23 protein-coding genes and 1 riboswitch are annotated in these 26,655 nt (G+C 70.7%); of the genes, 15 read left to right on the top strand and 8 right to left on the bottom strand.

Translation table 11 applies throughout. The features are described 5' to 3' along the window. Positions 1-61: 61 nt before the first annotated feature. Entirely contained in the window at positions 62-1,006 is a 945-nt protein-coding gene (locus tag ACM26Y_RS19235; RefSeq protein ID WP_416061613.1) for an AraC family transcriptional regulator, read from the bottom strand. 225 nt (positions 1,007-1,231) lie between these two features. Here ACM26Y_RS19235 and ACM26Y_RS19230 point away from each other — a divergent pair, with 225 nt between their 5' ends. The 5 genes from ACM26Y_RS19230 to ACM26Y_RS19210 all read left to right on the top strand — a co-directional run bounded on the left by ACM26Y_RS19230 (position 1,232) and on the right by ACM26Y_RS19210 (position 7,690). After that, the gene (locus ACM26Y_RS19230) at positions 1,232-1,804 is read left to right on the top strand and encodes a flavin reductase family protein (RefSeq protein ID WP_416061612.1); all 573 of its coding nucleotides are present in this window, start codon (positions 1,232-1,234) and stop codon (positions 1,802-1,804) included. Between the two features lie 31 nt (positions 1,805-1,835). Further along, positions 1,836-3,455 (top strand): 4-hydroxyphenylacetate 3-hydroxylase family protein, encoded by a 1,620-nt coding sequence (locus ACM26Y_RS19225; RefSeq protein WP_416061611.1) that lies wholly within the window; start codon positions 1,836-1,838, stop codon positions 3,453-3,455. Between the two features lie 19 nt (positions 3,456-3,474). Beyond that, on the top strand, positions 3,475-4,323 hold the full coding sequence (gene catA / locus ACM26Y_RS19220) for a catechol 1,2-dioxygenase (protein ID WP_416061610.1): 849 nt from the start codon (positions 3,475-3,477) through the stop codon (positions 4,321-4,323). Positions 4,324-4,409: 86 nt separating this feature from the next. Continuing rightward, positions 4,410-6,494: a phosphate acetyltransferase gene (pta, locus tag ACM26Y_RS19215; protein ID WP_416061609.1), complete on the top strand. Its 2,085-nt coding sequence runs from the start codon at positions 4,410-4,412 to the stop codon at positions 6,492-6,494. Further along, complete coding sequence (locus ACM26Y_RS19210) at positions 6,491-7,690, top strand: acetate kinase (protein WP_003937382.1); 1,200 nt, start codon at positions 6,491-6,493, stop codon at positions 7,688-7,690. Before pta ends, ACM26Y_RS19210 begins: the two co-directional genes overlap by 4 nt. An 83-nt stretch (positions 7,691-7,773) precedes the next feature. Here the strand turns inward: ACM26Y_RS19210 and ACM26Y_RS19205 are convergent, their stop codons facing one another. From ACM26Y_RS19205 to ACM26Y_RS19190, 4 genes are all read right to left on the bottom strand, one after another. Continuing rightward, positions 7,774-8,643, bottom strand: a complete 870-nt coding sequence (locus ACM26Y_RS19205) for a DUF559 domain-containing protein (RefSeq protein WP_416061608.1) — start codon at positions 8,641-8,643, stop codon at positions 7,774-7,776. A 165-nt stretch (positions 8,644-8,808) separates the two neighbouring features. Beyond that, positions 8,809-11,157, bottom strand: a complete 2,349-nt coding sequence (locus ACM26Y_RS19200; RefSeq protein ID WP_416061607.1) for a tetratricopeptide repeat protein — start codon at positions 11,155-11,157, stop codon at positions 8,809-8,811. A gap of 8 nt (positions 11,158-11,165) precedes the next feature. After that, positions 11,166-12,131 (bottom strand): glutamate ABC transporter substrate-binding protein, encoded by a 966-nt coding sequence (locus tag ACM26Y_RS19195; RefSeq protein WP_416061606.1) that lies wholly within the window; start codon positions 12,129-12,131, stop codon positions 11,166-11,168. Further along, entirely contained in the window at positions 12,128-13,486 is a 1,359-nt protein-coding gene (locus tag ACM26Y_RS19190) for a hypothetical protein (protein ID WP_416061605.1), read from the bottom strand. The genes ACM26Y_RS19195 and ACM26Y_RS19190 overlap by 4 nt, the downstream gene beginning before the upstream one ends. 128 nt (positions 13,487-13,614) lie before the next feature. Between ACM26Y_RS19190 and ACM26Y_RS19185 the strand changes: the two genes are divergently transcribed. Beyond that, entirely contained in the window at positions 13,615-14,466 is an 852-nt protein-coding gene (locus tag ACM26Y_RS19185; RefSeq protein ID WP_416061604.1) for an NUDIX hydrolase, read from the top strand. Positions 14,467-14,473: 7 nt separating this feature from the next. Here the strand turns inward: ACM26Y_RS19185 and thiE are convergent, their stop codons facing one another. Then, positions 14,474-15,163 carry a thiamine phosphate synthase gene (gene thiE / locus ACM26Y_RS19180; protein WP_003937388.1) on the bottom strand — a complete coding sequence of 230 codons (690 nt, stop codon included), beginning with the start codon at positions 15,161-15,163 and terminating at the stop codon, positions 14,474-14,476. Positions 15,164-15,189: 26 nt separating this feature from the next. Beyond that, positions 15,190-15,302: riboswitch (TPP riboswitch) on the top strand. Between thiE and thiO the strand changes: the two genes are divergently transcribed. The 4 genes from thiO (at position 15,291) to ACM26Y_RS19160 (ending at position 18,296) form a co-directional block, all read left to right on the top strand. Then, positions 15,291-16,358, top strand: coding sequence for a glycine oxidase ThiO (gene thiO, locus ACM26Y_RS19175; protein ID WP_416061603.1), 1,068 nt, complete (start codon positions 15,291-15,293; stop codon positions 16,356-16,358). Its footprint overlaps the riboswitch before it by 12 nt. Positions 16,359-16,363: 5 nt before the next feature. Beyond that, positions 16,364-16,579: a sulfur carrier protein ThiS gene (thiS, locus tag ACM26Y_RS19170; RefSeq protein WP_162919330.1), complete on the top strand. Its 216-nt coding sequence runs from the start codon at positions 16,364-16,366 to the stop codon at positions 16,577-16,579. Then, a complete protein-coding gene (locus tag ACM26Y_RS19165; RefSeq protein ID WP_416061602.1) occupies positions 16,572-17,366 on the top strand; it encodes a thiazole synthase in 795 nt (264 codons plus the stop codon). Before thiS ends, ACM26Y_RS19165 begins: the two co-directional genes overlap by 8 nt. A 300-nt stretch (positions 17,367-17,666) precedes the next feature. Then, entirely contained in the window at positions 17,667-18,296 is a 630-nt protein-coding gene (locus tag ACM26Y_RS19160) for an antibiotic biosynthesis monooxygenase (RefSeq protein WP_416061601.1), read from the top strand. Between the two features lie 126 nt (positions 18,297-18,422). On the opposite strand, the gene ACM26Y_RS19155 is transcribed toward ACM26Y_RS19160, so the two are convergent. Beyond that, positions 18,423-20,105 (bottom strand): PHA/PHB synthase family protein, encoded by a 1,683-nt coding sequence (locus tag ACM26Y_RS19155; protein WP_416061600.1) that lies wholly within the window; start codon positions 20,103-20,105, stop codon positions 18,423-18,425. A 740-nt stretch (positions 20,106-20,845) separates the two neighbouring features. On the opposite strand from ACM26Y_RS19155, the gene ACM26Y_RS19150 reads away from it, so the two are divergent. The 5 genes from ACM26Y_RS19150 to ACM26Y_RS19130 all read left to right on the top strand — a co-directional run bounded on the left by ACM26Y_RS19150 (position 20,846) and on the right by ACM26Y_RS19130 (position 25,725). After that, positions 20,846-21,145: a hypothetical protein gene (locus ACM26Y_RS19150; RefSeq protein ID WP_003937394.1), complete on the top strand. Its 300-nt coding sequence runs from the start codon at positions 20,846-20,848 to the stop codon at positions 21,143-21,145. A gap of 517 nt (positions 21,146-21,662) precedes the next feature. After that, complete coding sequence (locus tag ACM26Y_RS19145) at positions 21,663-22,607, top strand: ABC transporter ATP-binding protein (RefSeq protein ID WP_040783049.1); 945 nt, start codon at positions 21,663-21,665, stop codon at positions 22,605-22,607. After that, complete coding sequence (locus ACM26Y_RS19140) at positions 22,604-23,413, top strand: ABC transporter permease (RefSeq protein WP_003937396.1); 810 nt, start codon at positions 22,604-22,606, stop codon at positions 23,411-23,413. The genes ACM26Y_RS19145 and ACM26Y_RS19140 overlap by 4 nt, the downstream gene beginning before the upstream one ends. A 13-nt stretch (positions 23,414-23,426) precedes the next feature. Continuing rightward, positions 23,427-24,881 (top strand): M28 family peptidase, encoded by a 1,455-nt coding sequence (locus tag ACM26Y_RS19135; protein WP_416061599.1) that lies wholly within the window; start codon positions 23,427-23,429, stop codon positions 24,879-24,881. Then, positions 24,874-25,725, top strand: a complete 852-nt coding sequence (locus ACM26Y_RS19130) for an adenylate/guanylate cyclase domain-containing protein (RefSeq protein ID WP_416061598.1) — start codon at positions 24,874-24,876, stop codon at positions 25,723-25,725. The genes ACM26Y_RS19135 and ACM26Y_RS19130 overlap by 8 nt, the downstream gene beginning before the upstream one ends. Here the strand turns inward: ACM26Y_RS19130 and thiD are convergent. After that, on the bottom strand, positions 25,697-26,539 hold the full coding sequence (thiD, locus tag ACM26Y_RS19125) for a bifunctional hydroxymethylpyrimidine kinase/phosphomethylpyrimidine kinase (protein ID WP_003937399.1): 843 nt from the start codon (positions 26,537-26,539) through the stop codon (positions 25,697-25,699). The two genes, ACM26Y_RS19130 and thiD, sit on opposite strands and share 29 nt — an antisense overlap. Positions 26,540-26,655: the final 116 nt, after the last annotated feature.

Here is a 26,655-nt window from a genome sequence, read left to right as displayed (position 1 = left end):
AAACGCCCTGCGGGGCCGCAGTGGATGCCGAGCGAAATCGGGTGCGCAGTCGCGCTGCAGATCAGGCGGTCCTGCCGCGCAGCGTCTCGGATGGGCTCACCCCGTACTTGCGCCGGTACGCGGCCGCGAACCGACCGGTGTGCATGATTCCCCAGCGATACGCGACATCCGAAACAGTTGCGGTGCACTCGCTCACGGACAGATCTGCATGGACACGCTCGAGCCGGACGTCGGCGAGGTACTCCATCGGTGTCATGCCGACGCACTCGCGGAACCCCTGCTGGATGCGACGGACACTGACGCCGACGAGTTCGGCCATGTCTACGGCGGTCCATTGACGCGCCGGATCCTGCTGGATCGCGTCCATCACCCGCTTGACGGTCCGCGGTCGTGCTCCGACCGGGCAGTCGCCGTCGTCCGGTGCGGCGGCGAGCACGAGTGCTGTCGTGACGGCGCGGCACAGCTGCTCGGCCACCTGGTCGCTGCGCAGCAGGGCGTTGTCCCGCAGCGACTCGTCGGCGATCGCACGCACCAGGCGCAACCAGTCGGCCCCTGCGCCGGACCGCAGATCCAGCTGCGCGGGCAGCCGCCTGCCGGGGCGGGGGAGCAGGCGGTCCATCTCGCGCTGCACGTAGTCGCGGTCGATCTTGAACCCGATGATCTCGCACGAACTGCTCCACCGGGTGATGACGGTCGGAGTGTCGGGCGGGCAGACCGTCGCCAGCCCGGGAGCCGACACGACCTCGTCGCGGCCGACGGCGGTGACGAGGTGGCCGGTCAGGGGAATGTTGATGCCGTACGCGCCGGGGTGCTCGGAGCGGATCGACACGTCCACACCGAAGCCGATCCTCGCCAGCCGCGAGGCGCCGAGCTGGGTAGATTCCAGTGACGTGCGGGCTGCGGACCCACGGCCGAGAAGCGTCAGCTGGTGCGGGAAGTACGCCTGGGACACCACATCATGCACTTCGTCCCAGTCCGTGAAGCTGCGGCTCTCCGGTGCTCGCATTCGCCCCTCCAACCCTCCCAACTGGTGCTGTGCCGGTGTGGGCAACTCCCCCCGCTAGCACCGTACTGTGACGACGGTCACGTGCCGTCCGGTCGATTCGAGCCCGCTTCGCAATGCGGATCGGCCCTTCGCAACGCGGATCGACGGGGTGTGATCCGGGTCATACGTTGGTCCTCGTTCCGGATCGACCCGCAACCGCACAGCGTGCAGAAAGGCGGTCTCCCCATGGACCAGCGAGCACTTCGCAACATCTTCGGCCAGTTCGCCAGCGGGGTCACGGTGGTCACGTGCGCCAACGCCGAGGGCACCCCGCACGGGGCCACGGTCACCGCCTTCACCGCCGTCTCGCTGGAGCCGAGGCTGTGCCAGGTGACGCTGACGCGGACGTCGAAGGCGTGCGGCTACCTCAGCGACGCGCCGTTCGCCGTGAACATCCTGGCGGCCGACCAGCTCTCCACCGCACTGCATTTCGCCGGTAGGCCGCAGGCCGTCGCGCCGGCATGGGACGACACCGGGATCGCACCCGCCCTCCCCGGCAACGCGGCCACCCTGCTCTGCCGACCGTGGGCCGAGTACGACGGCGGCGACCACGTCATCTTCGTCGGCGAGATCGTCGACGCCTCCGTCGACGCCGAGAAGGACCCGCTCCTGTTCTTCCGCAGCACCTTCCACGACATCGGGGACCGATCCGGCTCGACCGCGTGGAACGGGTGCCTCGACGATCCGCACAGCGGATGGTTCGACGCCACAGCCACATTCACCCCACTGCCCGCGCAGCTCGCCCGCGCTGCCTCCTGATCCCACTCCCGCCTCTCTCGAAGGGAAGAACATGACCATCACCGAAGCAGCCCCCGCTACCGGCACCGTCGACCGGTCGAAGGTGAACGTCGCCGCAGACCACCCGGCCAATCAGCAGAAGAACTTCGCCACGCGGCCCATGACCGGCGACGAGTACATCGCGTCGATCGACGACGGCCGCGAAATCTACCTGCACGGTGAGCGTGTCAAGGACTTCACCAACCACCCGGCGTTCCGCAACTCCATCCGCATGACCGCACGCTTGTACGACGCGCTGCACACCGGCGAGCATGTCGGCACCCTCACCGCCCCCACCGACACCGGCAACGGCGGGGTGACCATGCCGTTCTTCCGCACCCCGAAGTCCGCAGACGACCTGCGAGCCGACCGCGACGCTATCGCCACCTGGGCGCGACTGACGTACGGCTGGATGGGCCGGTCCCCGGACTACAAGGCGTCCTTCCTCGGCACGCTCGGTGCCAACGACGAGTTCTACTCGCCGTTCCAGGACAACGCGAAGCGCTGGTACCGCGAGTCGCAGGAGAAGGTCCTGTACTGGAACCACGCCATCATCAACCCGCCGGTGGACCGGTCGCTGCCGCCCGACGAGGTCGGCGACGTGTTCATGAAGGTGGAGAAGGAGACCGATGCCGGCCTGATCGTCTCCGGCGCCAAGGTCGTCGCCACCGGCTCGGCGATCACCAACTACAACTTCATCGCCCACTACGGCCTGCCGATCAAGAAGAAGGAATTCGCCCTGATCTGCACGGTGCCGATGGACGCCCCGGGCATCAAGCTGATCTCGCGGGCCTCCTACAGCCAGAACGCCAATGTCGTCGGTTCGCCGTTCGACTACCCGCTGTCCTCGCGCATGGACGAGAACGACGCCATCTTCATTTTCGACAAGGTGCTGGTGCCGTGGGAGAACGTCTTCATGTACGGCGACGTGGAGAAGATCAACAACTTCCTCGGCGGCTCCGGATTCCTCCAGCGCTTCACTCTGCAGGGCTGCACCCGTCTGGCGGTCAAGCTCGACTTCATCGCCGGCCTGCTGATGAAGGCGCTCGACGCGACCGGCGCCGGCGGGTTCCGCGGCGTGCAGACCCGCGTCGGCGAGGTCATCGGCTGGCGCAACCTGTTCTGGTCGCTGACCGACGCGATGGTCAACAACCCGGAACCGTGGATCGGGGACACCGTCATCCCCAAGCTCGAGTACGGGCTGACCTACCGGATGTTCGCGATGCAGGGCTACCCGCGCATCAAGGAGATCATCGAGCAGGACGTCGCCTCGGGCCTGATCTACCTGCCGTCCTCCGCCGCGGACTTCAAGAATCCGGACGTGCGCCCGTACCTGGACAAGTACGTCCGCGGCTCGGACGGCATCACCGCGGTGGACCGGGTCAAGGTGATGAAGGCGCTGTGGGATTCGATCGGCTCCGAATTCGGCGGCCGCCACGAGCTCTACGAGCGCAACTACGCCGGCAACCACGAGAACGTCAAGGCCGAGCTCCTCTTCGCGGCGGAGGGCCGTGGAGACGTGTCCTCCATGAAGGGCCTGGCCGAGCAGTTCATGAGCGAGTACGACCTCGACGGCTGGACCGTGCCCGACCTCGTCGGCAACGACGACGTGTCCCATTTCCGCCGCGCCTGAACACTTCCCGGGAGACATCATGACCACCATCGAAAGTCCCACCGCGGTCGCCTCCGGCAACGCCGCCACCGACAAGTTCAAGGGTGAACGCTTCACCGCCGACACCTCGCCGGAACGGTTGTCCGCCATCGCGACCGAAGCACTCGGGGGATTCGGTGCGCTGATCCGGAAGCACGCCGTCACCTACGACGAGTACCGCGTGCTCAAGCAGTGGCTCATCGACGTCGGCGAGGGCGGCGAGTGGCCCCTCCTGCTGGACGTGTTCGTCGAGCACGAGATCGAGGACGTCAACTCCCGGCGGTTCCGCGGCACCAAGGGCAGCATCGAGGGGCCGTACTACGTTCCGGGCGCCCCCGAACTACCCGCACAGTGCACCCTCCCGATGCGCGACGAGGACCGCGTCCACCCCCCGCTGGTCCTGCGCGGGCAAGTCACCGACCTCGACGGTCGGGGCCTCGACGGCGCACGCATCGAGATCTGGCACGCCGACGACGAGGGCTACTATTCGCAGTTCGCCCCGCACCTGCCGCAGTGGAATCTGCGCGGCACCGTCGTCGCCGACGCCGAGGGCCGGTACGCGATCACCACCATCGAACCGGCTCCGTACCAGATCCCGACGGACGGGCCCACCGGCCAGTTCATCGAGGCGGCCGGCTGGCACCCGTGGCGCCCGGCGCACCTGCACCTGCGGGTGACCGCACCCGGCCGGCAGCCGATCGTCACCCAGCTGTACTTCGCCGGCGGTGACTGGCTCGACGACGACGTCGCGACGGCGACGAAGCCGGAACTCGTCCTCGATCCGCAGGTCGACGACGCCGGAAGCAAGGTCGCCACGTACGACTTCGCGCTCGATCCACTCGCGGACTGACACGCCCCGCGCCGCCGGTGTGTCCTTCGGGTTGCTCCCACAGCCCGAAGGACACACCGGCGGCGAAGCCGCATATCGTGTGACCCATGAGCGCCGCCGCCGAGTCCGTGTCGAGCATCTACATCGCCGCGCCGGAAGGCGACACCGGCAAGTCCACCGTCGCGCTCGGCCTGCTCCAGGCGCTGTGCGCCTCCACCGCGCGCGTCGGTGTCTTCCGTCCCATCGCCCGCTCCGACAACGACCGCGACTACATCCTCGAACTGCTCCTCGAACGCATCACCGTCGACCTCGACTACGACGAGTGCGTCGGCGCCACCTACGACGACGTCCACGCCGACCCCGAGTCCGCCCTCAGCGAGATCGTCGTCAAGTACCACGCCGTCGCGGACCGCTGCGACGCCGTCGTCATCGTCGGCAGCGACTACACGGAGATCGCCAACCCCAGCGAACTCGGCTACAACGCCCGCATCGCTGCCAATCTCGACGCGCCCGTCCTGCTCGTCCTGCGTGGCTCTCGGCGCACCCCCGACGAGGTGGCGCAACTGACCAGCGTGTGCACCGCCGAACTCGCCGCCCAGCATGCCCACCTGACCGGAATCGTCGTCAACCGCTGCCCCGCCGACCGCCTCGACGAGATCGCCGCGGCTGTCGGCGACCGGGGTGTGCCGCTGTGGACCCTGCCGGAGGTGCCGATTCTCGTCGCGCCGACCATGGGGGAACTGCTCACCGCGATCGACGGCGAACTCTACAGCGGCGACCCGGAACTGCTGCACCGCGAAGCGCTGCGCGTCATGGTCGGCGGCATGACCGCCGAACACATCCTCGAACGCCTCACCGAGAGCGTCGTGGTCATCGCCCCCGCCGACCGCTCCGACGTGCTCCTCGCCCTCGTCAATGCCAATGCAGCCCAGGGTTTTCCGTCGCTGGCCGGGATCATCATGAACGGCGGCCTCCTGCCGCACCCGGCGGTGGCGCAGCTCGTCGCCGGACTCAAGCCCAGCCTGCCGATCCTGACGACGAGCCTCGGAACCTTCGACACCGCGTCGGCGGCCGACCGGACACGTGGGCGCATGGCCCTCGGCGCGCACCGCAAGATCGACACCGCCGTCGCGCTGATGGAACAGCACGTGGACACCGATCAGCTGTTGAGCCGTCTCGACGTACCGCGGCCGTCCGTCACGACCCCGCAGATGTTCGAGTACCAGCTCATCGACTGGGCGCGCCGTCAGCGCCGGCACATCGTGCTGCCCGAGGGCGAGGACGATCGGATCCTGCGCGCGGCCGGGCGTGTCCTGCAACGCCGGATCGCCGACCTGACGATCCTCGGCGACGAGACGCAGGTCCGGCGCCGGGCCACCGAACTCGGCGTCGACCTGAGCGCCGCGAAGGTGCTCGATCCCAGATCGTCCGAACTCGCCGAGCAGTTCGCCGAGGAATACGCCCGGCTGCGTGCCCACAAGGGAATGACGATCGAACGCGCTCGCGAGATCATGAGCGACATCTCGTATTTCGGCACGATGATGGTGGATCTCGGCATCGCCGACGGCATGGTCTCCGGTGCCGCGCACACCACCGCGCACACGATCCGCCCGTCGTTCGAGATCGTCAAGACCGAACCCGGCGTGTCCACGGTGTCGAGCATCTTCCTCATGTGCCTGTCGGACCGGGTGCTCGCCTACGGCGACTGCGCGGTGGTACCCGACCCCACCACCGAACAGCTCGCCGACATCGCGATCTCCTCGGCCGCCACCGCCGCACGCTTCGGCATCGAACCGCGCATCGCGATGCTGTCCTACTCGACCGGCGAATCCGGGTCGGGCGCCGACGTCGACAAGGTCCGCGCCGCCACCGCCCTGGTGCGCGAACGCAGGCCCGATCTGCCGGTGGAAGGGCCGATCCAGTACGACGCCGCGATCGAACCGTCCGTCGCCAGCGCCAAGCTGCCCGGCTCGGAGGTCGCCGGCCGGGCGACCGTGTTCATCTTCCCGGACCTCAACACCGGCAACAACACCTACAAGGCCGTGCAGCGCAGCGCCGGAGCCGTTGCCGTCGGTCCGGTCCTGCAGGGCCTGCGCAAACCCGTCAACGACCTGTCGCGGGGAGCGCTGATCCAGGACATCGTGAACACGGTGGCGATCACCGCCATCCAGGCGCAGGAGACCGGCGAATGAGCGCCCGGACGGAAGGCACCGTGCTGGTGCTCAACTCGGGCTCGTCGTCGATCAAGTTCCAGCTCGTCCACCCCGAGACCGGAGAGTCGGTGGCGCACGGTCTCGTCGAACGGATCGGCGAGCCGGAAGGCCGGGTCGTGTTCCACCACACCACCGGCACAGAGGAACACGTCGGTCCCATCGAGAACCACCGGGCCGGACTGCGGATCGTCCTCGACTGGGTGGAGGGACTGGGCCGGCCACTGCGCGAGGCCGGCATCATCGCCGTCGGCCACCGGCTCGTCCACGGCGGCGAGGTGTTCCACGAACCCACCCTCGTGGACGACGACGTGGTGCGCACCGTCGAGGAACTGTCCGTTCTTGCGCCGCTGCACAATCCCGCGAACGTCATCGGTATGGAGGTCGCGCGCGAGGAACTGCCCGACATCCCGCACGTCGGGGTGTTCGACACGGCGTTCTTCCACGCCCTGCCCGCCGAAGCCGCGACCTACGCGATCGACCGGGACGTCGCGCGGGCACACGGCATCCGGCGGTACGGGTTCCACGGCACGTCGCACCAGTACGTGTCCGAACGTGCGGCCCGGTTCCTCGGACGAGAACTGTCCGAGCTGAACCAGATCGTGCTGCATCTCGGCAACGGTGCGTCGGCCTCCGCGATCGCCGGCGGCCGGCCCGTCGACACGTCCATGGGATTGACCCCTCTCGAGGGCCTGGTCATGGGAACCCGTTGCGGCGACATCGATCCCGGCGTGCTGCTGCATCTGAATCGCAGCGCGGGCATGGACGTCGACACCATAGACGGTCTGCTCAACCGGCGCTCCGGGCTCAAGGGCCTGTCCGGTGTCAACGACTTCCGGGCGCTGCTGCGGCTCGTCGCCGAGGGTTCCGAGGACGCGAAGCTGGCCTACGACGTCTACGTGCACCGTCTGCGCAAGTACCTCGGCGCATATCTCGTCGAACTCGGCGGCGTCGACGTCGTCGTCTTCACCGGCGGGGTGGGCGAGAACAACGTCGACGTCCGTCGCGACGCCCTCGCCGGCCTCGAACGCCTCGGCATCGTCGTCGACGACGCCCGCAACGTCGCGCCGGAGCGCGGCGAGCGGCGCATCTCGGCGGACACGTCGCAGGTGGAGGTCCTCGTGATCCCGACCAACGAGGAGCTCGCGATCGCGCGGGCGGCCGCGGCGCTGGTGTAGGCGAGCGGGACGTTTCCGCGCCGAGCGGGAGGTTGTCGTCGAGCCCACTCGGCCGATGCCGCGAGATCCTCCCGCTCGTTTTCTCACCACCGGGCGCCGGCCGCCCACAACGCCGCCCGCACGCGCTCGAGCACGACGTCCGGGCGTTGGGCGAGCAGTCGCGCGTCGACCCGGACGACCCGCCAGCCCGCGGACTCGAGCAGTGCGTACCGGTCGATGTCCCGGGTGCGCTGGGCGGGGTCCGTCCAGTGGTGTTCGCCGTCGTACTCGACGAGGACCCGCCAGCATCGCCACCCCAGGTCGGCGCGGGCGAGCAGTCGTCCGTCCGCGGCACGGACGTGGATCTGGGTCTCGGGAGCGGGAAGCCCGGCGCGCACGAGCAGCAGGCGCGTCCGTGTCTCGGGTGGCGACTCGGCGTCGCCGTCGACTAGGCCGAGCACCTGCCGCAGTGCGGACACCCCACGCGCTCCCGCGTGCCGACCGGCGAGCTCGCGGATCTCCGCAGGCATCACGCCGGTGGCGTGACACAAGGCGTCGAGGAGTTCGACAGCGCGGTCTCCCTTCACCGTACGGCCGAGGTCGAACCCCGTCCGCGCGGGACCGGTCACCGTCATTCCGTCCACGCGGCACAGTTCGTCGTCGTCGGGGATGCCCTGCCGGACGACGATGCCGGAGGGCGCACGCACGTGACCGGCCCGAAGCAGCTCCGCCGGGGCGGAGCCGTCGATCCACTTCGTCCCGTGCAGCGCCGCGGCCGACAGGCCGGCAAGCGTTCCCCTGCCCGCCGACCACAACCAGGCGGCCCGGGCTCTGGTGCGTGCCGTGGGCGCGACACCGCGCCGCACGTAGACATCACGGTGCAGGCGGACGAATCCGTGCCGCAACTCGTAGGCGGTCAGCGCACCGGACGCGATCGCCTCGGTGCCCCGGAAGGGAGCGTCGAAGGAATGCACGGACGCACACGATGCAGGGCGTCCGGCCGCTGCGGAACCCCCGGTCACCGGACTGTGGACAACTTCGGGGTTGTCCACAGCGGTGGTGAGCGGGCGGATTCCGCGCCGAGCGGGAGGTTGTCGTCGAGCCCACTCGGCCGATGCCGCGAGATCCGCCCGCTCGGCTCACAGCAGGCTGCGGGGGCGGATGGCGTTGGCCAGGTCGACGAGGGTGAATCGGTGGGCGCGGGTCGGCGCGTTGCGGGCCAGGTCTCGCAGACCGGACTCGGTGCCGCTGCGAAGGCCCCTCTCGTCGAACGGGACGTCGAGAATCGGGTCCGATCGGCGGCGTGCCGAATGCCCCGCGCGGACCCAGTCGAGAGCGATCGACAGCACCAGGGTGCGCATCTGCAGGAGCCGTCCCTCCTCCGGCGACAACGTCTCCACCCGCCGCGCGGCCTCGCGCAGGTCGGCCTCCTCGATCTCGTCGACCGGGCGGTCGTGCAGCAGGATCAGCACGGTCGTCATCCGGGCGACAGCGTGATGCCGGGAACTGGGCGGCACCTGGTCGAGAGCGGCGATCGCGGCAGCCCGCTCGCCGCGGAGGGTGAGTTGCCGCGCCAGGCCGAACGCGGCGCTCACCACGTTGTGATCGGTGCGCCACACGGTGCGGTAGTAGTTCTCGCAGAACGCGCGCCAGGCATCGGGATCCTCGCTCTCCCAATGCTGCAGGATGAGTTCGGCGGTGGCCGCCAGAGCGAGCTTCGGTGCGGTCTCGCCGGGCATCGCGGCGAGCACCTTCTCGAATCTGCCGAAGGCGGACTCGTATTCGCCGTTGATCAGCTCGGCGAGACCGGCATACCAGTCGATGCGCCAGTCCGCTCCCAGGTCACGTTCCAGCTTGCCCAGGATCTCGGTGGCGCGCGCGCCGTGCCCGAGGTCGAGATGGGCACGGACCTCGGCGAGCGTGATCTCCCGGGAGAACGAGACGTCGGCCGTGCCGACGACGCGCTCGATGCCGTTGTCGCGCGCGTGGCGCAGCGCGTCGAGTGTCTGCTGAGGTTCGCTGTGCACCGCCGCCGCCAGCAGTGCCGCACTCGGATCGAGCGGATCGAGCAGCGGAACGGGCAGCGCTGCCGCCACATCACGCGCCGCGAGCTTCTCGTCCCGTTCGACACCGTCGACGATCGAATCCGTGCGCCCGACAGCCTCGTCCGTGCCGAACGTCGTCCGCTGCCGGCTGAACACCGACGACAGACCCGGATGCTCCTCGCCGGTCTGCTGCGACAGGATCTCGCGCAGGACACCCGTCAGCTGGCTCGCCATCTCGTCGGCCGACTCGAATCGTCGCTGCGGATCGGGATCGATCGCCCGCAGCAGCAACCGGTGGTAGGACTCGTACTCCGCCAGCAGCGGCGCCTCGGCCGGCGTCGGGAGGCCGTCGGCCGGACGCCCCTGCGTCCACGGCATGTCGAGGGTCAGTACGGCGAGGGTCCGGCCGACGGTGTAGATGTCGGACGCCACGGTCGGGCCGGTGCGCACGATCTCCGGGGCCTGGAAGCCCGGCGTTCCGTACAGGTAGCCGTAGTCCTCGATGCCGGTGACGGCACCGAGATCGATGAGTTTGAGCTGTTCCTCGGTGACCATGATGTTCTCGGGCTTGAGGTCGTTGTAGACGAGCCCGATCGAATGCAGATAGCTCAGCGCCGGCATGATCTCGAGGACGTACGCGACGGCCTGTTCGACGGGCATCCGCGAGGGCTTGGGACAGGTGTCGAGCACCTCGCGCAGCGAGTGCCCGCCCACGTATTCCATGACGATGTAGCCCATCGGGCTGCCGTCGGGGCGAGGGTGCTCGACGAAGTTGAAGATCTTCACGATGCTCGGATGCGTCACCTCGGCGAGGAACTGCTTCTCGGCCAGCGCGACGGCCTGCGCCTCGGCGTCTCCGGAGTGCAGCAGGCCCTTCAGGACCACCCAGCGATCACTGACGTTCCGGTCGATCGCCAAGTAGATCCAGCCGAGACCACCGTGGGCGAGACAGCCCTGCACCACATACTGCCCGCCGACGACGTCGCCGACCGCGAGCAGCGGAGTGAACTCGAACGGGGTTCCGCACGAAGGACATCGGCCCGACGTCGCGCCCGGGCCGTTGGGTGTGCTGCGGCCGACCGGCTTGCCGCACTTCCAGCAGAACCGCTTGCCCTCGGCGACGTGCGGGTCGCGCAGGACGACGGACTCGGGGTCGACGGGAGTGGGGACGGGGATGTCGACGAGACCCGCGAGTCGCCGCCGCGACGGCAACCGCGACCGGGAGCGGCGTGAGGACGACCGCTGCGACGGCACGCTTCCCCGGCGGCTGCGCTGAGTACCGGGACCGATACTCGGTGCTGTGCCCGGACCGATGCTCGGTGCTGTACCCGGACCCATGCTCGGTGCTGTTCCCGGCCCGGCGCTCGGTGCGGTCGCCGGACCGGAATCCGGGGGTGCCGCCGGTGCTGTCGCCGGTCCGGTGTCGTCGTCGGTGTCGGACATGCGTTCTCTCAGTCCACGTACGTCGGGGTCGGCGGCGCCGGGGCGGGACCGAGGACGGTGAGCCAACGGTTGTAGATCTGCGTCCACGTGCCGTCCCGACGGATCCGTTCGAGGGTGCCGTTGACGAACCGCACCAGGTCCTCACGGCCCTGCGCGATCCCGATGCCGTAGGGCTCGGTTCCGAGCGGCGCTCCCACCAGTTCCAGGTACGGGTCCTGGGAGGCGAGCCCGGCGAGGATCGTGTCGTCGGTGCTGACGGCGTCGACCTGGCGCTGCTGCAGCACGACGAGACAGTCCGCCCACGACGGGACGGTCAGGATCGCCGCGGACGGTTGCAGTTGCCGCAGACGCATGAGCGACGTCGTGCCGCGCACCGCACACACCCGCCGGCCGGCGAGATCGGCGACGTCCCGGACGTCGGAGCCCTTGACCACCAGGACACGCTGCTGGGCGACGAAGTACACCGTGGAGAAGTCGACGCGCTCACGTCGGGCACACGTGATCGTCATCGTCTTCGCGACGATGTCGACGGTGGAATCCTGCAGGGCCTGCTCCCGGTCCGCGGAGTTCAGGATCCGGAAGTCGAGCAGGTCCGGACTGCCGAGCAGATCCCGGGCGATCTCGCGGGCGATGTCCACGTCGAACCCGGCGATCCGGCCGGTCGAGGGGTCGCGGAAACTCATCAGGTTGCTGCCGGTGTCGAGCCCGACGACGAGGCGTCCGCGCGCCCGGATCGCATCGAGGGCCGGTCCGGTCGTCGCCCCGTCGGGACGCAGCCCGGCGGTCGGGTCGCCGCAGTCCGGCTCCGGGGGAATCGGCATGTCGGTGGGCGCGAGTGCGGCGCGCTCCGGCAACGGCGGTTCGGTGTAGGACACGTCGGGACCGGCGACGATCTCCGGTTGCGACGTCGCGCACCCACCGGTGAGGACGGCCGTGGCGACGGCGACGGCGAGCAGGGCGTTGCGGATGTTCACAGGTACTCCCGGATTCGTGGCGCCAGTCCTCCCACGACGCCGAGCCACGCGAGCACGGTGAGCACCCACGCGGCCGGTGCGAGCGCGGACAGCGTGTCCGCGGCGCGGACTTCGTTGCCGCGCAGTTCGGCGCGCGCGAGGTCGATGCCCTGTTCGAGGGCGCGGTCGACCGCGTGGAACTGGGCCGCCGCCTCGTCGGGCCCGGGACCGGTGGCGAGGATCGCGGCAGCCGGGTAGTCGCCCCGGTCGAGTGCCGCCTGCACGCGGTCGTGCGATGCCAGCCAAGCCGTGCGCGCTTCGGCGGCGCGGCCGGCGGGTTCGGCCTGGGACTCCACGTCGGCGGCCGCGGAGCCGGTGAGCAACTCCTCGAGACGGTCCATGCTGCCGTCGAACATCGCGTCGTATTCGCCGGTGACGTCCCGTCGGACCAGCTGCAGCGTCTCGGCGGTCCGGGCCTGCTGGGCGAGGATCCGGCTGTCGGTGAAGACCCCGAGCGGTTCGCCGCCGCGCTCGACGGCGTTCCGGGTGGCGCTCGACGAGATCAGTCCCGCGACGAGGAGCCAGCACAGCAGGATCCCCGTCGAGGCGATGGCCGTGAGAAGTCCGAGGTTGAGGGTGCGGCGGCTGATCCGCGAAACGATCACGTGCACGCCGGCCAGCGCGACAACCGTCACCAGCAGCATCCCGATCGACGTCCACGGCGGTTGCACCGCCGCCCGCTGGGTGGACGTGACGGCGGACGAGCTGCGTTCGTGCAGTTCCTGCGCCATCGGCAGCAGTTCGGACTGCATCAGGTACGAGGCCTCGCCGAGGTAGGCGGCGCCCACGGGGTTTCCGACGCGATTGTTCGCCCGGGCCGTCTCCACCAGGCCGGTGTAGACGGTGAGCCGGCCGGCGATGTCCGCCAGCAACCGGGCACTCACCCTGTCGTCGGCGGCGATTCCGCCGGCCGCGGCGACGAGCTGGGTGGACGCCTCGCCGACGGCCTGGGTGTAGCGTTCCCGCACCTCCTCGGGTTCGATACCGCCCGCGATGAAGCCGGTGGCGGCGGCCGCGTCCGCGACGGACAGCGCACTGTAGAGACTCTGGGCGGCGTCGGCGAGGGGTTCGACGGAGGTGAGCAGCCGACTGTGCGTGGCCTGCCGGCTCGTCACGGTCTGACCTGCGACGATGCCCGAGACGATGAGGAGGACCGACAGCAGCGCGCCGAGGGTGAAGAGTGCGGCGGGAGTGGATCGCAGCAGGGCGCGCCAGTCGTCGGCGCGGCGGTCGTGGTCGACGACGGGATCGGACACGTCGCTGCGCTCGAGGCGACCCGCGACCGCGCCGAGCGTGGGGGTCACGCGCACGTCCACGAGAGCACCCCTTCCGATGTGGCACTGTGTGTGGCGAGCATATAAGCAGTAATGGGATGTCGTTGCCGTCCGAGGGCGGTGGACGCCCGGCTCGCGGTCGGCGGCCGGGCGGCAGGGAGGCGGACGCGATGCGAGGTGACGGGGACGGCTGGGCCGTCGGACCCGACGGTGGTCGCCGGTGGGGCAGATTCGGTGCGGCCGGGCTGCTGCTGCGTGCACCGCTGCCCGACGGCACCCCGGCCGTGTTGCTGCAGCACCGCGCGGCGTGGAGCCACCAGGGCGGCACGTGGGCCCTGCCCGGCGGCGCCCGCGACAGCGACGAGAGTCCCGTCGCCGCGGCTGTACGGGAAGCCGAGGAGGAGACCGGGATCGACCCGGCTGCCGTGAGCGTGCGCACCGAGCGGGTCACCTCCGGCGGTGCCGGGGGATGGACGTACACCACGGTCGTCGCGGACACCCCGAGCCCGATGGCGACGACCCTCAACGGGGAGAGCACCGAACTGCGCTGGGTGCCGGAGGCGGACGTCGAGACCATGTCCCTGCACTCCGGGTTCGCGGCCGCCTGGCCGGACCTGCGGACCCGGGCGGTGCGGATGTTGCTCGACACGGCCAACGTCCTCGGCTCGCGGCCGAACGGCTGGTGGCGCGACCGGCCGGGTGCCACCGCACGACTGCTCGCGGAGCTGGCCGAGTCGGTGCCCCGCACCGTCGAGCTGCCCGGCGGGTCCTTCGGCTGGGTGAGCCGCATCGAGGCGGTCCTCGAGGGGCAAGCCCGCGCAGCGGTGATCGACGACGACCGCACCCTGGTGCACCCCGCCGCCGGCAGCGGAGACGACGAGCTGGCCGTCCTGGCGAAGGGCACGTCGGCGGTCCTGGACCAGGTGCTCACCGTGGTGGTGACGGCCGACCGGGGACTGCGCGCCCGGCTGCCCGGGGACGTGCCGACCCTGGCGCCGTCGACGGTCCTCGACTGGCTGTGACGGACTTTCAGCCGGGCAGCGCGGCCTTCAGTGCCGCCGCCGCGGCCCGCGGATTCGGTGCCGCGGTGATGGCGCGGACCACCGCGATGCGGGTGGCGCCGGCGTCGAGCACCTCGGGCAGCCGCTCGGCATCGATGCCGCCGATGGCGAACCACGGCCGCCGCGGCTGCGACCGGGCCACCTCCCGCAGCACCTCGAGGCCCGCCGCGGTGCGACCCGGCTTGGTGGGGGTCTCCCACACCGGCCCGTTGGCGAAATAGTCGACACCGTCCTCGATGTCGGCGAGGCTGGCCTGGGCCCGGCTGGCGGTCGAGCGGCCGATCACCACGTCGTCGCCGAGGACCTGCCGGGCGTACCGCACCGGCAGGTCGCCCTGCCCGAGATGCAGGATGTCGGCGCCGGCGGCCAGGGCGATGTCGGCGCGGTCGTTGACGGCCAGCAGGGCGCCGTGCCGGTGGCAGGCGGCGGCGAGCACCTCGAGTGCTTCGAGTTCCTCGCGCGCCTCGAGCGGGCCGAACTTCTTCTCGCCTGCCGAGCCCTTGTCGCGGAGCTGGACGATGTCGACACCGCCCGCAAGGGCCTCCTCGACGAATCGGGCCAGGTCGCCGGTGTCGCGACGGGCGTCGGTGCACAGGTAGAGCCGGGCCTGCGCGAGGCGTTCCCGGGGGGCGGGATGGTTGCCGCGGTAGGTAGTCACGGCGGAGACGGTAGTCTCTGCTCTGAACGAATCGACACGGGAGTCCCGGGGATCGCGGGGCTGAGAGGGGGCCTGCCGGCCCCGACCGTCAGCACCTGAACCGGATCATGCCGGCGCAGGGAGTGAGGTGGACGAACTGTTGGGAACCGTATCCGTTGTCGGCGGAGGCGTGATCGGGCTGTCGATCGCCTGGCGCGCGGCCCGGGCCGGCTGGACCGCGACCGTGCACGACCCGTCCCCGGGAGCGGGGGCGTCCTGGGTGGCCGGGGGGATGCTGGCGCCCTTGTCGGAGGGTTGGCCGGGTGAGGAACACGTCCTCGAGCTGGGCGCCGCGTCGCTGGCCCGCTGGCCGGCGTTCGGCGCCGAGCTGCTGCGGGAGACCGGCCTCGACCTGTTCACCTCCACTGCGTCGCTGACCGTCGCGCTGGACGCGGCCGACGCCGCCGACCTGCGCACGATCGCCGAGTGGGTGTCGGCCCAGGGGCACGAGATGCGCGTGCTCGGCCGCGCCGAGGTGCGTGAACTCGAGCCGTCGCTCGGCCCGCGCATCCGTCTCGGGCTGCTGGCCCCGGACGAGCTGGCCGTGGACAACCGGGTTCTCGTCGACGCGCTGCGACGGGCGGCCGCCGCGGCCGGGGTCACCTTCGTCGACGAGCCGGTCCTTGACGTCACGGACCTGGACGCCGACCGGGTGGTGCTCGCGGCCGGCGCCGCCTCGGCGCGGCTGTGGCCGGGCTTGCCGGTGCGGCCGGTCAAGGGGGAGATCCTGCGGTTGCGGACCCGCCCGGGCGCGGCTCCCGCTCCACACCGGACGGTCCGCGGCAGCGTGCACGGCCGGCCCGCGTACCTGGTGCCGCGCGCGGACGGGCTCGTCGTCGGCGCAACCCAGTACGAGGCCGACGACACGCAGGTCACCGTCGCGGGGGTGCGGGATCTCATCGCCGACGCCGAGACGCTGTTCCCGGCGATCGGCGAGTACGAGCTGTACGAGGCGAGTGCGGGACTACGACCCGTGAGCCCGGACAACCTGCCGCTGATCGGCCGGCTGTCCGAGCGGGTGATCGCCGCGACCGGGCACGGTCGCAACGGCGTGCTGCTGACCCCGGTCACGGCGGACGCGGTGGTCGCGGAGCTCGCGGACGAACCGCTCGCTGTGGCGAAATATGCTGATCCGCAACGATTTACCGAGGAGTGAGTGTGATGAACGGTGCGCCGACGGTGGGAGTCACGGTCAATGGGGAGGAGCGCTGGTTCGCCGAGGCGCCGACGATGGCCGAGTTGCTGAGTGGGCTCGGGCTGCCCGACAGGGGGGTCGCCGTCGCCGTGGACGGTGCCGTCTTCCCCCGGGGACGCTGGTCCGAGCGCGTCGAGAAGGGCTGGCAGATCGAGGTGCTGACGGCGGTGCAGGGTGGCTGAGCGCGACTTCGGCTCCGACCCCGGCCACGACCTGCCGCCCCTGACGATCGCCGGACGCAGCTTCGCCTCGCGGCTGATCACCGGCACCGGTGGGGCCGCGAACCTCGCCGTGCTCGAAGAGGCCCTCGTCGCCTCCGGCACCGAGCTGACCACCGTGGCGATGCGCCGGGTGGACGCGGCGTCCGGGACCGGCGTGCTCGATCTGCTGCGCCGCCTCGACATCGCGCCGCTCCCCAACACCGCCGGCTGCCGCGGCGCCGCCGAGGCGGTGCTCACCGCACAACTCGGCCGCGAGGCGCTCGGAACGGACTGGGTCAAACTCGAGGTCGTCGCCGACGAACGCACGCTGCTGCCCGACGCGATCGAACTCGTCTCGGCCGCCGAGCAACTCGTCGACGACGGGTTCGTCGTGCTGCCCTACACCAACGACGACCCGGTGCTGGCGCGACGGCTCGAGGACGTCGGCTGCGCCGCCGTGATGCCGCTCGGCTCGCCGATCGGCACGGGCCTCGGGGTCGCCAACCCGCACCACATCGAGATGATCGTCGAAGCCGCCGGGGTGCCGGTGATCCTCGATGCGGGTATCGGCACGGCCTCGGACGCCGCGCTCGCGATGGAACTCGGGTGCGACGCGGTGCTGCTGGCGACCGCGGTGACCCGGGCGAAGGACCCGGCCCTCATGGCGTCCGCGATGCGCCACGCCGTCGAGGCCGGCTTCCGGGCCCGGCACGCGGGCCGCATCCCGAAGCGGTTCTGGGCGCAGGCGTCGTCGCCGCTCGAGCCCTGAGACGACCCGATGTGAGGCCGTGACGGTCGGTTTCCCACCGGACCCGGGGGCGCCCACCGGACCCGGTGGTGCCGCACGCGTCGCGGCACCACCGGCGTCGTCGGCGGCGGCGAGCAGTGGTGCACGGGTGGTTCTCTTCCCACGATCGAGGGACGGCAGCGGTGGCCGGATCGTGCAGTTCGGGCGATACCGGTCGAAGCGGAATGCGCCTATTGCCTCCAGTGGATCGGGGGAGCAAGGTGAAACCTGGGGAACGACAACGACCGGCGGCGCCGCGTCGGCACCGCCCTGAGGAGAAGGGTGCCGATCGTGTTCGCACGCTCGACCACAATTCACGCGCATCCGTCGTACATCGATGCCGGGATCAGGCACGTACGCGACACCGTGATGCCCACGCTGGCAGACATCGAGGGCTGCCTCGGCATGTCCCTGCTGATCGATCGCGGCTCGGGCCGGTGCATCGCGACCAGTTCGTGGCGCGACGACGAATCGATGCGCGCCAGCGAAGGAGCGGTGCGCACGCTACGTGACGAGGCCGCCAGGATCTTCCACGGCACCACGGAGGTGTCGCGGTGGGAGATCGCCGTCATGCATCGCGACCACCATTCGGATCGCGGGGCCTGGTGCCGGGTCACGTGGATCAGAACCGAGCCGGCGCACATGGACCGTGGCGTCGACCTGTGGAAGATGGGCGAACTGCCCAAGGTGGAGGAACTCGACGGGTTCTGCAGCGCCAGCCTGATGATCGACCGCGCGTCCGGCCGCGGGGTGTCGTCGATGACGTTCGACAGCGCCGAGGCGATCGAACGCCACAGGGAACGCCTCGACGGCATCCGGGCGGCAGTGGTTCGCGAAGCGGGCGCGGAGATACTCGACACCTGCGAATTCGAGCTCGCCATCGCCCACCTGCACGTCCCCGAAATGGCGTGAGCCGGAGGGCGCCGGCGCCGCGCGTCCTCCACCTTGCCGTCGAGGACGAGTCGCCACCTGCTGCCGTCAGCCGCCGACGGTCAGGGGTCTGCCTGTCGGTCCGGGTCGCATTCCGGATCGAGAGGGTCAGGCTGCGGGTAGGTCGCGCACGTACCGGCCGGGGGCCGCCTCGAGCGCGGGGTGCCGGGTACTGCCGGGTGCGCTCGGCGCGGTGGTCTCCTCTCCGCCGTGGGCGAGCACCCAGTCGGCCCAGGCCTGCCACCAGCTGCCCTGCTGCCGCTCGGCGTGCTCGAGCCAGGTGTCCGGGTCCGGGCCCGGTGTGCCGCCGGTCCAGTAGTGCGCCTTCGGGTTGCCGGGCGGGTTGACCAGGCTGGCGATGTGCCCGGAGAAGCTGAGCACGAATTCGGTGTCTCCACCGAGCAACTGGGTGGTGCGGTAGCAGTTGCGCCAGGCGGTCAGGTGATCGGCGATCGCGCCGGAGACGAAGGTGGGGACGGTGATCGACTTCAGGTCCACCGGTGTGCCCAGCACGGTGAACTTACCGCGCTCGACGAGCAGGTTGTCCCGGAACAGGTCGAGGAACTGACCGTGCAGGGTGCCGGGCAGATTGGTGCCGTCGGCGTTCCAGGCGAGGATGTCGAACGCCGGTGGGGTGCGTCCCATCAGGTAGTTGTTGACGACGTAGTTGAACACCAGGTCGTTCGGGCGCATCCAGGTGAATGCCGATCCCATGTCCCGCGCGCTGATCAGGCCCTTGCGGCGGGAGCGGCCCTTGGCGAACCGGATCAGGGCGGGCCGGGCGAACGCGCCGAGCAGTGCCGGATCGCCGAAGTCGAGCATCGTCACCGCATAGGCCATGCTGTGCACCCGGTCGTCGCCCCGGGCAGTGAGGTGGTTGAGCGCCGTGGTGGCGAGGATCCCGCCGGCACAGAACCCGATCAGGTTCACGTCGTCGCTGCCGGTGATCTCCCGCACCTCGTCGATCGCCCGCAGGACCCGGCCGGCGTAGGTGTCGAAGTCCCAGTCGCCCTGCTCGGCGGTGGGGTTGCGCCACGAGAGCATGAAGGTCTGCAGGCCGCGGCCGACGCTGTACTCGACGAAGCTGCGTCCCGGCCGCAGGTCCAGGAAGTAGTACCGGCCGATCGGCGGGGGCACCACCAGCACCGGCCGGCGGCGGACCGTGGTGGTGGTGGGGGTGTACTGCAGCACCTCGGCGACCTCGTCGCGGGAGATCACCGCGCCCGGGGTGACCGCCAGGTCGGTGCCGACGGTGAAGGCGCCGCGGTCGACCATCGACGGCATGCCCCGGTTCTCGAGCAGGTCGGAGACGAAGTGCCTGGTGCCCCGCACGAGGCTGAGGCCGGCGGTGTCGAACGCCTCCTTCAGTGCCGCGGGGTTGGTCCACAGGTAGTTCGTCGGGGCCAGGGCCGCGGTGAGGATGTCGGCGGCGAATTTGGCCTCGGCCGCCCGGCGTGGGTCGATGCCGCGGCCGACGTCGTCGACGACGCCGTCGACGGCACCGCTGGCCGCCAGGTAGGTCTGCTCGAGCCGGCGGTAGGCCGGGTGCGTGCTCCAGGCCGGGTCGGCGAACCGGCGGTCGCCTTTCGCCGGTGCCACCGTGGAGCGGCCGACGGCGATCTTCGCCAGTTCCTTGCCGAACGACACGCCGTGCCGGGCCACCGTCCGGCCGTGACCGAACACGTCGGCCAGGGCGCCGACGGCCGCCCCGAGTCTCGGGGGCGCGACGTCCTCACCGCCTCCGATCGACTCCTCGACGCTCTCCCCGATCACGGCTCGTGTCTGGGTCATCACGGGCCTCCCTTCGACACCTGGATTGTCGCACCGATTCGCGCCTCTGGCGGCCGACAGTAGCGGATTTCGTTGAAGGACAATGCATTCATGCGGTATGTAGGGGTACCGGCGGTACCGGCACGCCGCCGGCGACGACCGAACCCGGCGCGACATATCGCGACTCCGGTCGCCGCTGCAAGGCGGATCGGCTGCCGGACGGCGGGGGGAGGCCCGCGTTACGCTCCTGATCCGGGGGCAGAACGCGCAGGCTTCGATGCGGTACGGCAGTTGTGAGGAACGCGCCTTTCCCCAGGTCCAGGTGGATATCGGTCGGCCCGGTCGAAGAGATCGGGGGTTCGGCGCCGAAGAGATCGCAACGCCGTACGGACACGGTGTGCCCGGGAGTCCGGGTCGGTTCCGGGCAGGGGGCGGCGACATCATGTACGAAATGTCCTGTCCGGATCGGAGTTCGAGTGGAACACGGCGAGTGCTACGGCGACGGCATGCGCGGCGTCGACGGCATGGGCAATCCGGGCGGCGGATCCCTCTCCGTTCCGGCCCCGGCAGTTCGCAGAGCTCGACGGCGAGGTCGGTAGCACAGCACAGCGCATACCTCACCCGGGCAATCCCCGCGTAGCGGCCGGTATCGACCGAATTCAGCCCGAGGGTCGCATGGATGCACCCCAGGGTGCGTGGTGGCCGCGCACCCCGCGGCTCACAGTCGATGTGTCAGGTCACCATCAGAAAGGACCGGTCCCATGGCAATATCGTTTCTCACTCCGTCGGTCACGATTCCGGTCGGGACGGGCCGCAGGAGCATCCAGCAGTCGGTGTCGTTTCCGCGGAACGTGCTGCGCGCCGGAGTCGCCCTCAACGGCTTCAAGCTCGACTACGACTCCGATGATCACCACATCAACATCGTGGAGGTCGACACCGATCTCGTGTCGATCTCGGGCGGCACAGTGACCTTCCGCGTGGAATGTGACTACGCCGACAAGAATTTCGACGACAAGTACGGCGGCTACGTCACCGCACTCGTCATCGCCGAAACCGCCTGATCGACAGGCTCCGTCCCCACCTGCCGCGCCGCCGTCCACGTCTCGGACCGCGCGTCGACGTCACGGCCCGGCAGGAGGCGACGGGACCGACCTCATCGGACGTGCTGAATCCCATGAAACAGACTGGAGTGCAACGGAGTCGACACGGCTGCTACCGCAGACTCCACGCCGACCGGACCGAGCCGGGCTCGACCTGACATCACCCGCGTCGGCCGTGTCCCGGCGCTGATCGCCACGACCGGCTGCTCTCGGAATCCGCCGTGACGGCGGCCGGCAGCGGCAACAGCCGGTACTCCCCGGTCCCGTGCCGTCCACCGGCTCGGCGGAACTCGACAACGGGGACGATCCTCATCTCGGTCCCTGCGCCCGATTCGGCGCCTTCTCGCTCGTCGGCTCCGCAGCACCGGCCGGGACGCCTCGCCGTCACCTGCGACGAGCTTCCGCCGGCGACCTGTGCACCGGACTGTGGGGCGACCCGGCGCGGCACGATCGGGCCGAATCGGGCAGGCTGTGGGTCATGATCGAAGTGACCGGACTGACGAAGACCTTCGGTTCCACCGTCGCCGTCGACGACGTGACGTTCACGGTCCGCCCGGGGATCGTCACCGGATTCCTCGGCCCCAACGGCGCCGGGAAGTCCACGACGATGCGGATGATCCTCGGCCTCGACCGGCCCACCGCCGGGACCGCGCTGATCGACGGCGTCCCCTACCGGCAGCTGAAACGGCCGCTGCGGACCGTCGGTGCGCTGCTCGATGCGCGCTGGGTGCACCCGAACCGATCGGCGCGGGCCCATCTGCGCTGGCTCGCCGCATCCAACGGCCTGCCGAACTCGCGGGTCGAGGAGGTGCTCGCGCTCGTCGGCCTGACCGAGGTGGCCGACAAGCGCGCGGGCGGCTTCTCTCTCGGCATGTCGCAGCGGCTGGGACTGGCCGGCGCTCTGCTCGGGGATCCGAAGGTGCTGTTGTTCGACGAGCCCGTCAACGGCCTCGACCCCGAGGGCATCGTGTGGATCCGCCAATTCATGCAGGCTCTCGCCGCGGAGGGACGAACCGTGCTCGTGTCGAGCCACCTGCTGTCGGAGATGGCGCAGACCGCCGACCATCTGCTGGTGATCGGCCGGGGCCGGCTCATCGCCGACACGTCCGTCGCGGAGTTCGTCGAGCGGGCGTCGGAGGCGACGGTGCGGGTGCGCAGCCCGCAGCTCGACACCCTCCGCACGGCACTGGCCGGGCAGGGCCACACCGTCCGGGACGACGACGGCGCGCTGATCGTCAGCGGCGTCACCACCGCGCAGGTGGGGGAGCTCGCCGCCGCGCACTCGGTGGTGCTGCACGAGCTGGCGAGCCGGAACGCGTCGCTCGAGGAGGCGTTCATGAAACTGACCGGAGACGACGTGCAGTACCAGGGAGCCGTGGCCGGAGGCCCGGCCGTGCAGCCGATGAAGGGGGAGCTGCGATGAGCGTGGCGGTCGACAACACCGGGGCGGCGAGCGTGGCCGTCGACACCGTCAAGGCGGAACGGATCAAACTGACCTCCACCCAGTCGCCGTGGTGGTGCACCGTCGTGATCGTCGCGCTCGGCCTGGGCCTCGCGGCGATCCTCGGCGCCGCCTCCAAAGCGAGCATGTCCGTCGACGACGAGGTCGGCCGGTTCTACCCGACCGTGGACGTCGCGGTGAGCGGCGTCGCCGGCTTCGGGGTGCTCGTGCTGATGATCCTCGCGGCGCTGTCGGTGACGAGCGAGTACCGGTTCGGGGTCATCCGCACCACGTTCCAGGCGATGCCGAACCGCAGTGTCGTGCTCGTCGTCAAGGCGCTGCTGATCGGGCTGTTCGGCGCGGTGCTCACCGGCGTGCTGGCGCTCGCGTCGTTCTATCTCGCCAAGGCGCTCGCGGGTCCGGAGGCGGGCCGGGAGCTCGTTCTCGAGGGCGACCAGGCCTGGCGGTCGATCTACGGCGTCTCGATCTACGCGCTGCTGTGCGCGGTGCTCGCCGTCGCCGTCGGGGCGTTGTTGCGCCAGTCCGCCGGCACCATCGCGCTGCTGTTGCTGTGGCCGCTGCTGATCGAGTCGCTGTTCGCGTTGTTCGGCTCGTTCGGCCGGCGGGTGCAGCCCTTCCTGCCGTTCGCCAATGCCAACCACTTCCTCGGCAGCGACCAGGGCATCGACTTCCACTGGGGGCCGTGGGGTTCGCTGGTGTACTTCGCGGTGTTCGTCGCCGTGGTGTTCGCGGCCGCGCTGGTCGTGGTGAACCGGCGCGACGCGTGAGTATCCTCGGCGGATGAACCGGGGAGCGCGGGTACGGGCGGGGGGCGTCGTCGCAGCAATCGTGCTGCTCGCGGCGGCATGTTCGGAGGAGCCACCACCGCCGGTGGATCCGGCCGCGCTGGCGGAGGCCGTGGGAATCGATGCGGTGGTCGGCCACCTCACGGAACTCGACCGCATCGCCACCGAGCACGACGGCAACCGCGCCGTGGGCACCGCCGGTTACGACGCGAGCGTCGACTACGTCGCCGGCCGGCTGCGCGGCGCGGGATTCGACGTGCAGACCCCGGAGTTCGACGTTCGCAGTTTCGACGTCGAGACCGAGACCCTGACCGTCGCCGACGCGCCGGTGCCGGTCCGGGCCCTCGAGTTCTCGCCATCGACCGGTCCGGACGGGCTCACCGCCCGGCTCGTGCCGGTGCCCGCCGACGACACACCCGGATGCGAGGCCTCCGACTACGAGGGTCTCGACGTCTCCGGTGCCGTCGCGCTCGTGACCCGCGGCGTGTGCCCGTTCTCCGTCAAGCAGCAGGTCGCTGCGGAACGCGGCGCGGTGGCGCTGCTCGTCGCCAACAACGAGGACGGTGCGCTCGTCGGCGCCACCCTCGGCGAGGAGGACGACGACCGCGTGCCCGCCGCGGGGATCAGCGGCGCCGACGGCCGCGCGCTCGCCGCCGCCCCCACCACCGTGACCCTCGTCCTCGACACCCGCATCGAGAGCGTGCGCTCACGCAACGTGCTCGCGCAGACGGCCACGGGCTCGACCGACGACGTGGTCGTCGTCGGCGCCCACCTCGACAGCGTCCCGGAGGGGCCGGGGATCAACGACAACGGCACCGGCGTCGCCGCGGTGCTCGAGACGGCTCTGCAACTCGGCAGCGAACCAGGCGTCACCAATGCGGTGCGGTTCGCGTTCTGGGGCGCCGAAGAGGTCGGGCTGGTCGGCTCCACCGACTACGTCGCCTCCCTGGACGACGCCGCCCGCGAGGACATCGCCCTGTACCTGAACTTCGACATGCTCGGCTCGCCCAATCCTGGATACCTCGTCTACGACGGCGACGACTCCGATGCGGTGGGCACCGGTCCGGGACCGGAGGGCTCGGCCGGCATCGAGCGCACGTTCCTGGCGTACCTGACCTCACGCGGCGTCGCCGCGGAGGGGACCGACTTCGACGGGCGCTCCGACTACGGGCCGTTCGTGGACGCGGGCATCCCCGCGGGCGGTGTGTTCTCCGGGGCCGACGACCGCAAGACCCTGGAGCAGGCGCAGAAGTGGGGCGGCACCGGCGACGAACCGTTCGACCCGAACTACCACAGCCCGCAGGACACGCTCGCGAACATCGACCGGGCGGCGCTGGCCGTCGCAGCCTCGGCCGTCGGGTACGGGGTCGGTACGTATGCGCGAGCCGTCACGGGGCCGGACGGGGTACCGGTCGGACCGCAACGCACCGAGGCCCGATCCGATGGATGAGACGCCGGGACTCGGCCGTCGCCTCGCGGACCGGTTCGCGGCCGTGGACCGGCGGCCCGAACTGGTCCGGCTGGCCCGGCGGCTGCGGCGCACGCTGCCCGGCGACCCCGGCTTCGGCGATCCGTTGTCCACGGCGGGGACCAGCGGGCCGCAGGCGGTCGCCCGGCTGGCCGGGCAGTGGCGCACCGCGCGGCTGGCCGGGAGGTGGGGTGGCGTCGACGAGCCGAGCGCGGTGCACGAACTCGGATTCGGCGTGCTGCAGGCATGGCAGGCGCTGCTCGAACGCACCGGCGCCGGTCGCGGCGACCGGGAGGTCACCGTGGTCTTCACCGACCTCGTGGGGTTCTCGACGTGGTCCCTCGCCGCGGGTGACGTCGCCACCCTCGACCTGCTGCGGCGCGTCGCCGGGGCACTGGAGCCGGCGTTCACGGACCGCGGCGGCACCGTCGTGAAGCGGCTCGGCGACGGGCTGATGGTGGTGTTCGACCGGCCGGAACGGGCGCTGGAAGCGATCTTCGCGGCCCGCACCGCCCTGACCGAGGTGACCGTGGACGGTTACCTGCCGCGGATCCGGGTCGGCGCGCACACCGGACTGCCCCGGCGGATCGGCAGCGACTGGCTGGGCGTCGACGTCACCGTTGCGGCCCGCATGATGGAACTCGCCGGGAACGGGCACGTGGTGGTGTCGTCCGCGACGCTCGACGCCTTGCCGGCCGGCGCGGTCGACGTGCTCGGCCTCGAGGTGCGCCCGCACCGGCGAGGTCTGTTCACCTCGGCCCCCAAGGGAGTGCCGCCCGAACTCGGGATCTGGCGGGTCAGGACTGCAGTCGCCACAGAGGGTTGACCGGACCGTGCCCGGCGCCGAGGTCGTAGGACCATTCCAGACACCGGGTGACCCACTCCTTGCCGAACGCGACGGCATCGGGCACGGACCATCCGTGGGCCAGGGCCGACGCGATCGCCGCGGCGAGCGTGTCGCCGCCGCCGTGATCGTTGCCGGTGTCGATGCGGGGACTGGTGAACTCCAGGAATCGATCCCCGTCGAACAGCAGGTCGGTGCTGACGTCGGAGGTGCGCAGGTGCCCGCCCTTGACGATGGCCCACTGCGCGCCGAGGCCGTGCAGGGCCTCGGCGGCGCGGCGCGCGGAGGGGTCGTCGACGACCTCGATACCGGTGATCAGCCGCACCTCGTCGAGGTTCGGTGTGACCACGGTGGCCTGCGGTATCAGGGTGTGCCGCACCGCGTCGAGAGCCTCCGCGTGCAGCAGGGGATCGCCGTGCATCGACGCGCACACCGGGTCCACCACGAGCGGCACCGGCCGATCGCGTCCGATGCCGACCTCGGCGCACACCGCGGCGACCGCCTCGATGATCCCGGTGGAGGCGAGCATGCCGGTCTTGGCGCCCGAGACGCCGATGTCCTCCACGACGCAGCGCACCTGCGCGGCCACCGTCTCGGGCGGGATCTCGTGAAAACCGCTGACGCCCACGGAGTTCTGCACGGTCACGGCCGCGACGGCGACGCAGGCGTGCACGCCGCACATCGCCATGGTGCGCGAGTCGGCCTGGATGCCGGCCCCGCCCCCCGAATCGGTTCCGGCGATGGTGAGGGCACGGACCGGGGTTCGGCCCTTCGGTGGCAGGGGCAGCAGCTTCACGGCTGCGACCCTACCGATCCGGTCCGGTTGCGGGCCCGGCCGGTTGTCGGATGAGCGGCCGCGCGGCTGCCGATGTGCGCTGCCACACCGGCGCAGCGCTGTCCCGGGACAACGTC

The organism is Rhodococcus indonesiensis, from assembly GCF_047782815.1.
GTDB classification, from domain to species: domain Bacteria; phylum Actinomycetota; class Actinomycetes; order Mycobacteriales; family Mycobacteriaceae; genus Rhodococcus; species Rhodococcus indonesiensis.
This window is presented reverse-complemented; position numbering and strand designations above follow the sequence as displayed.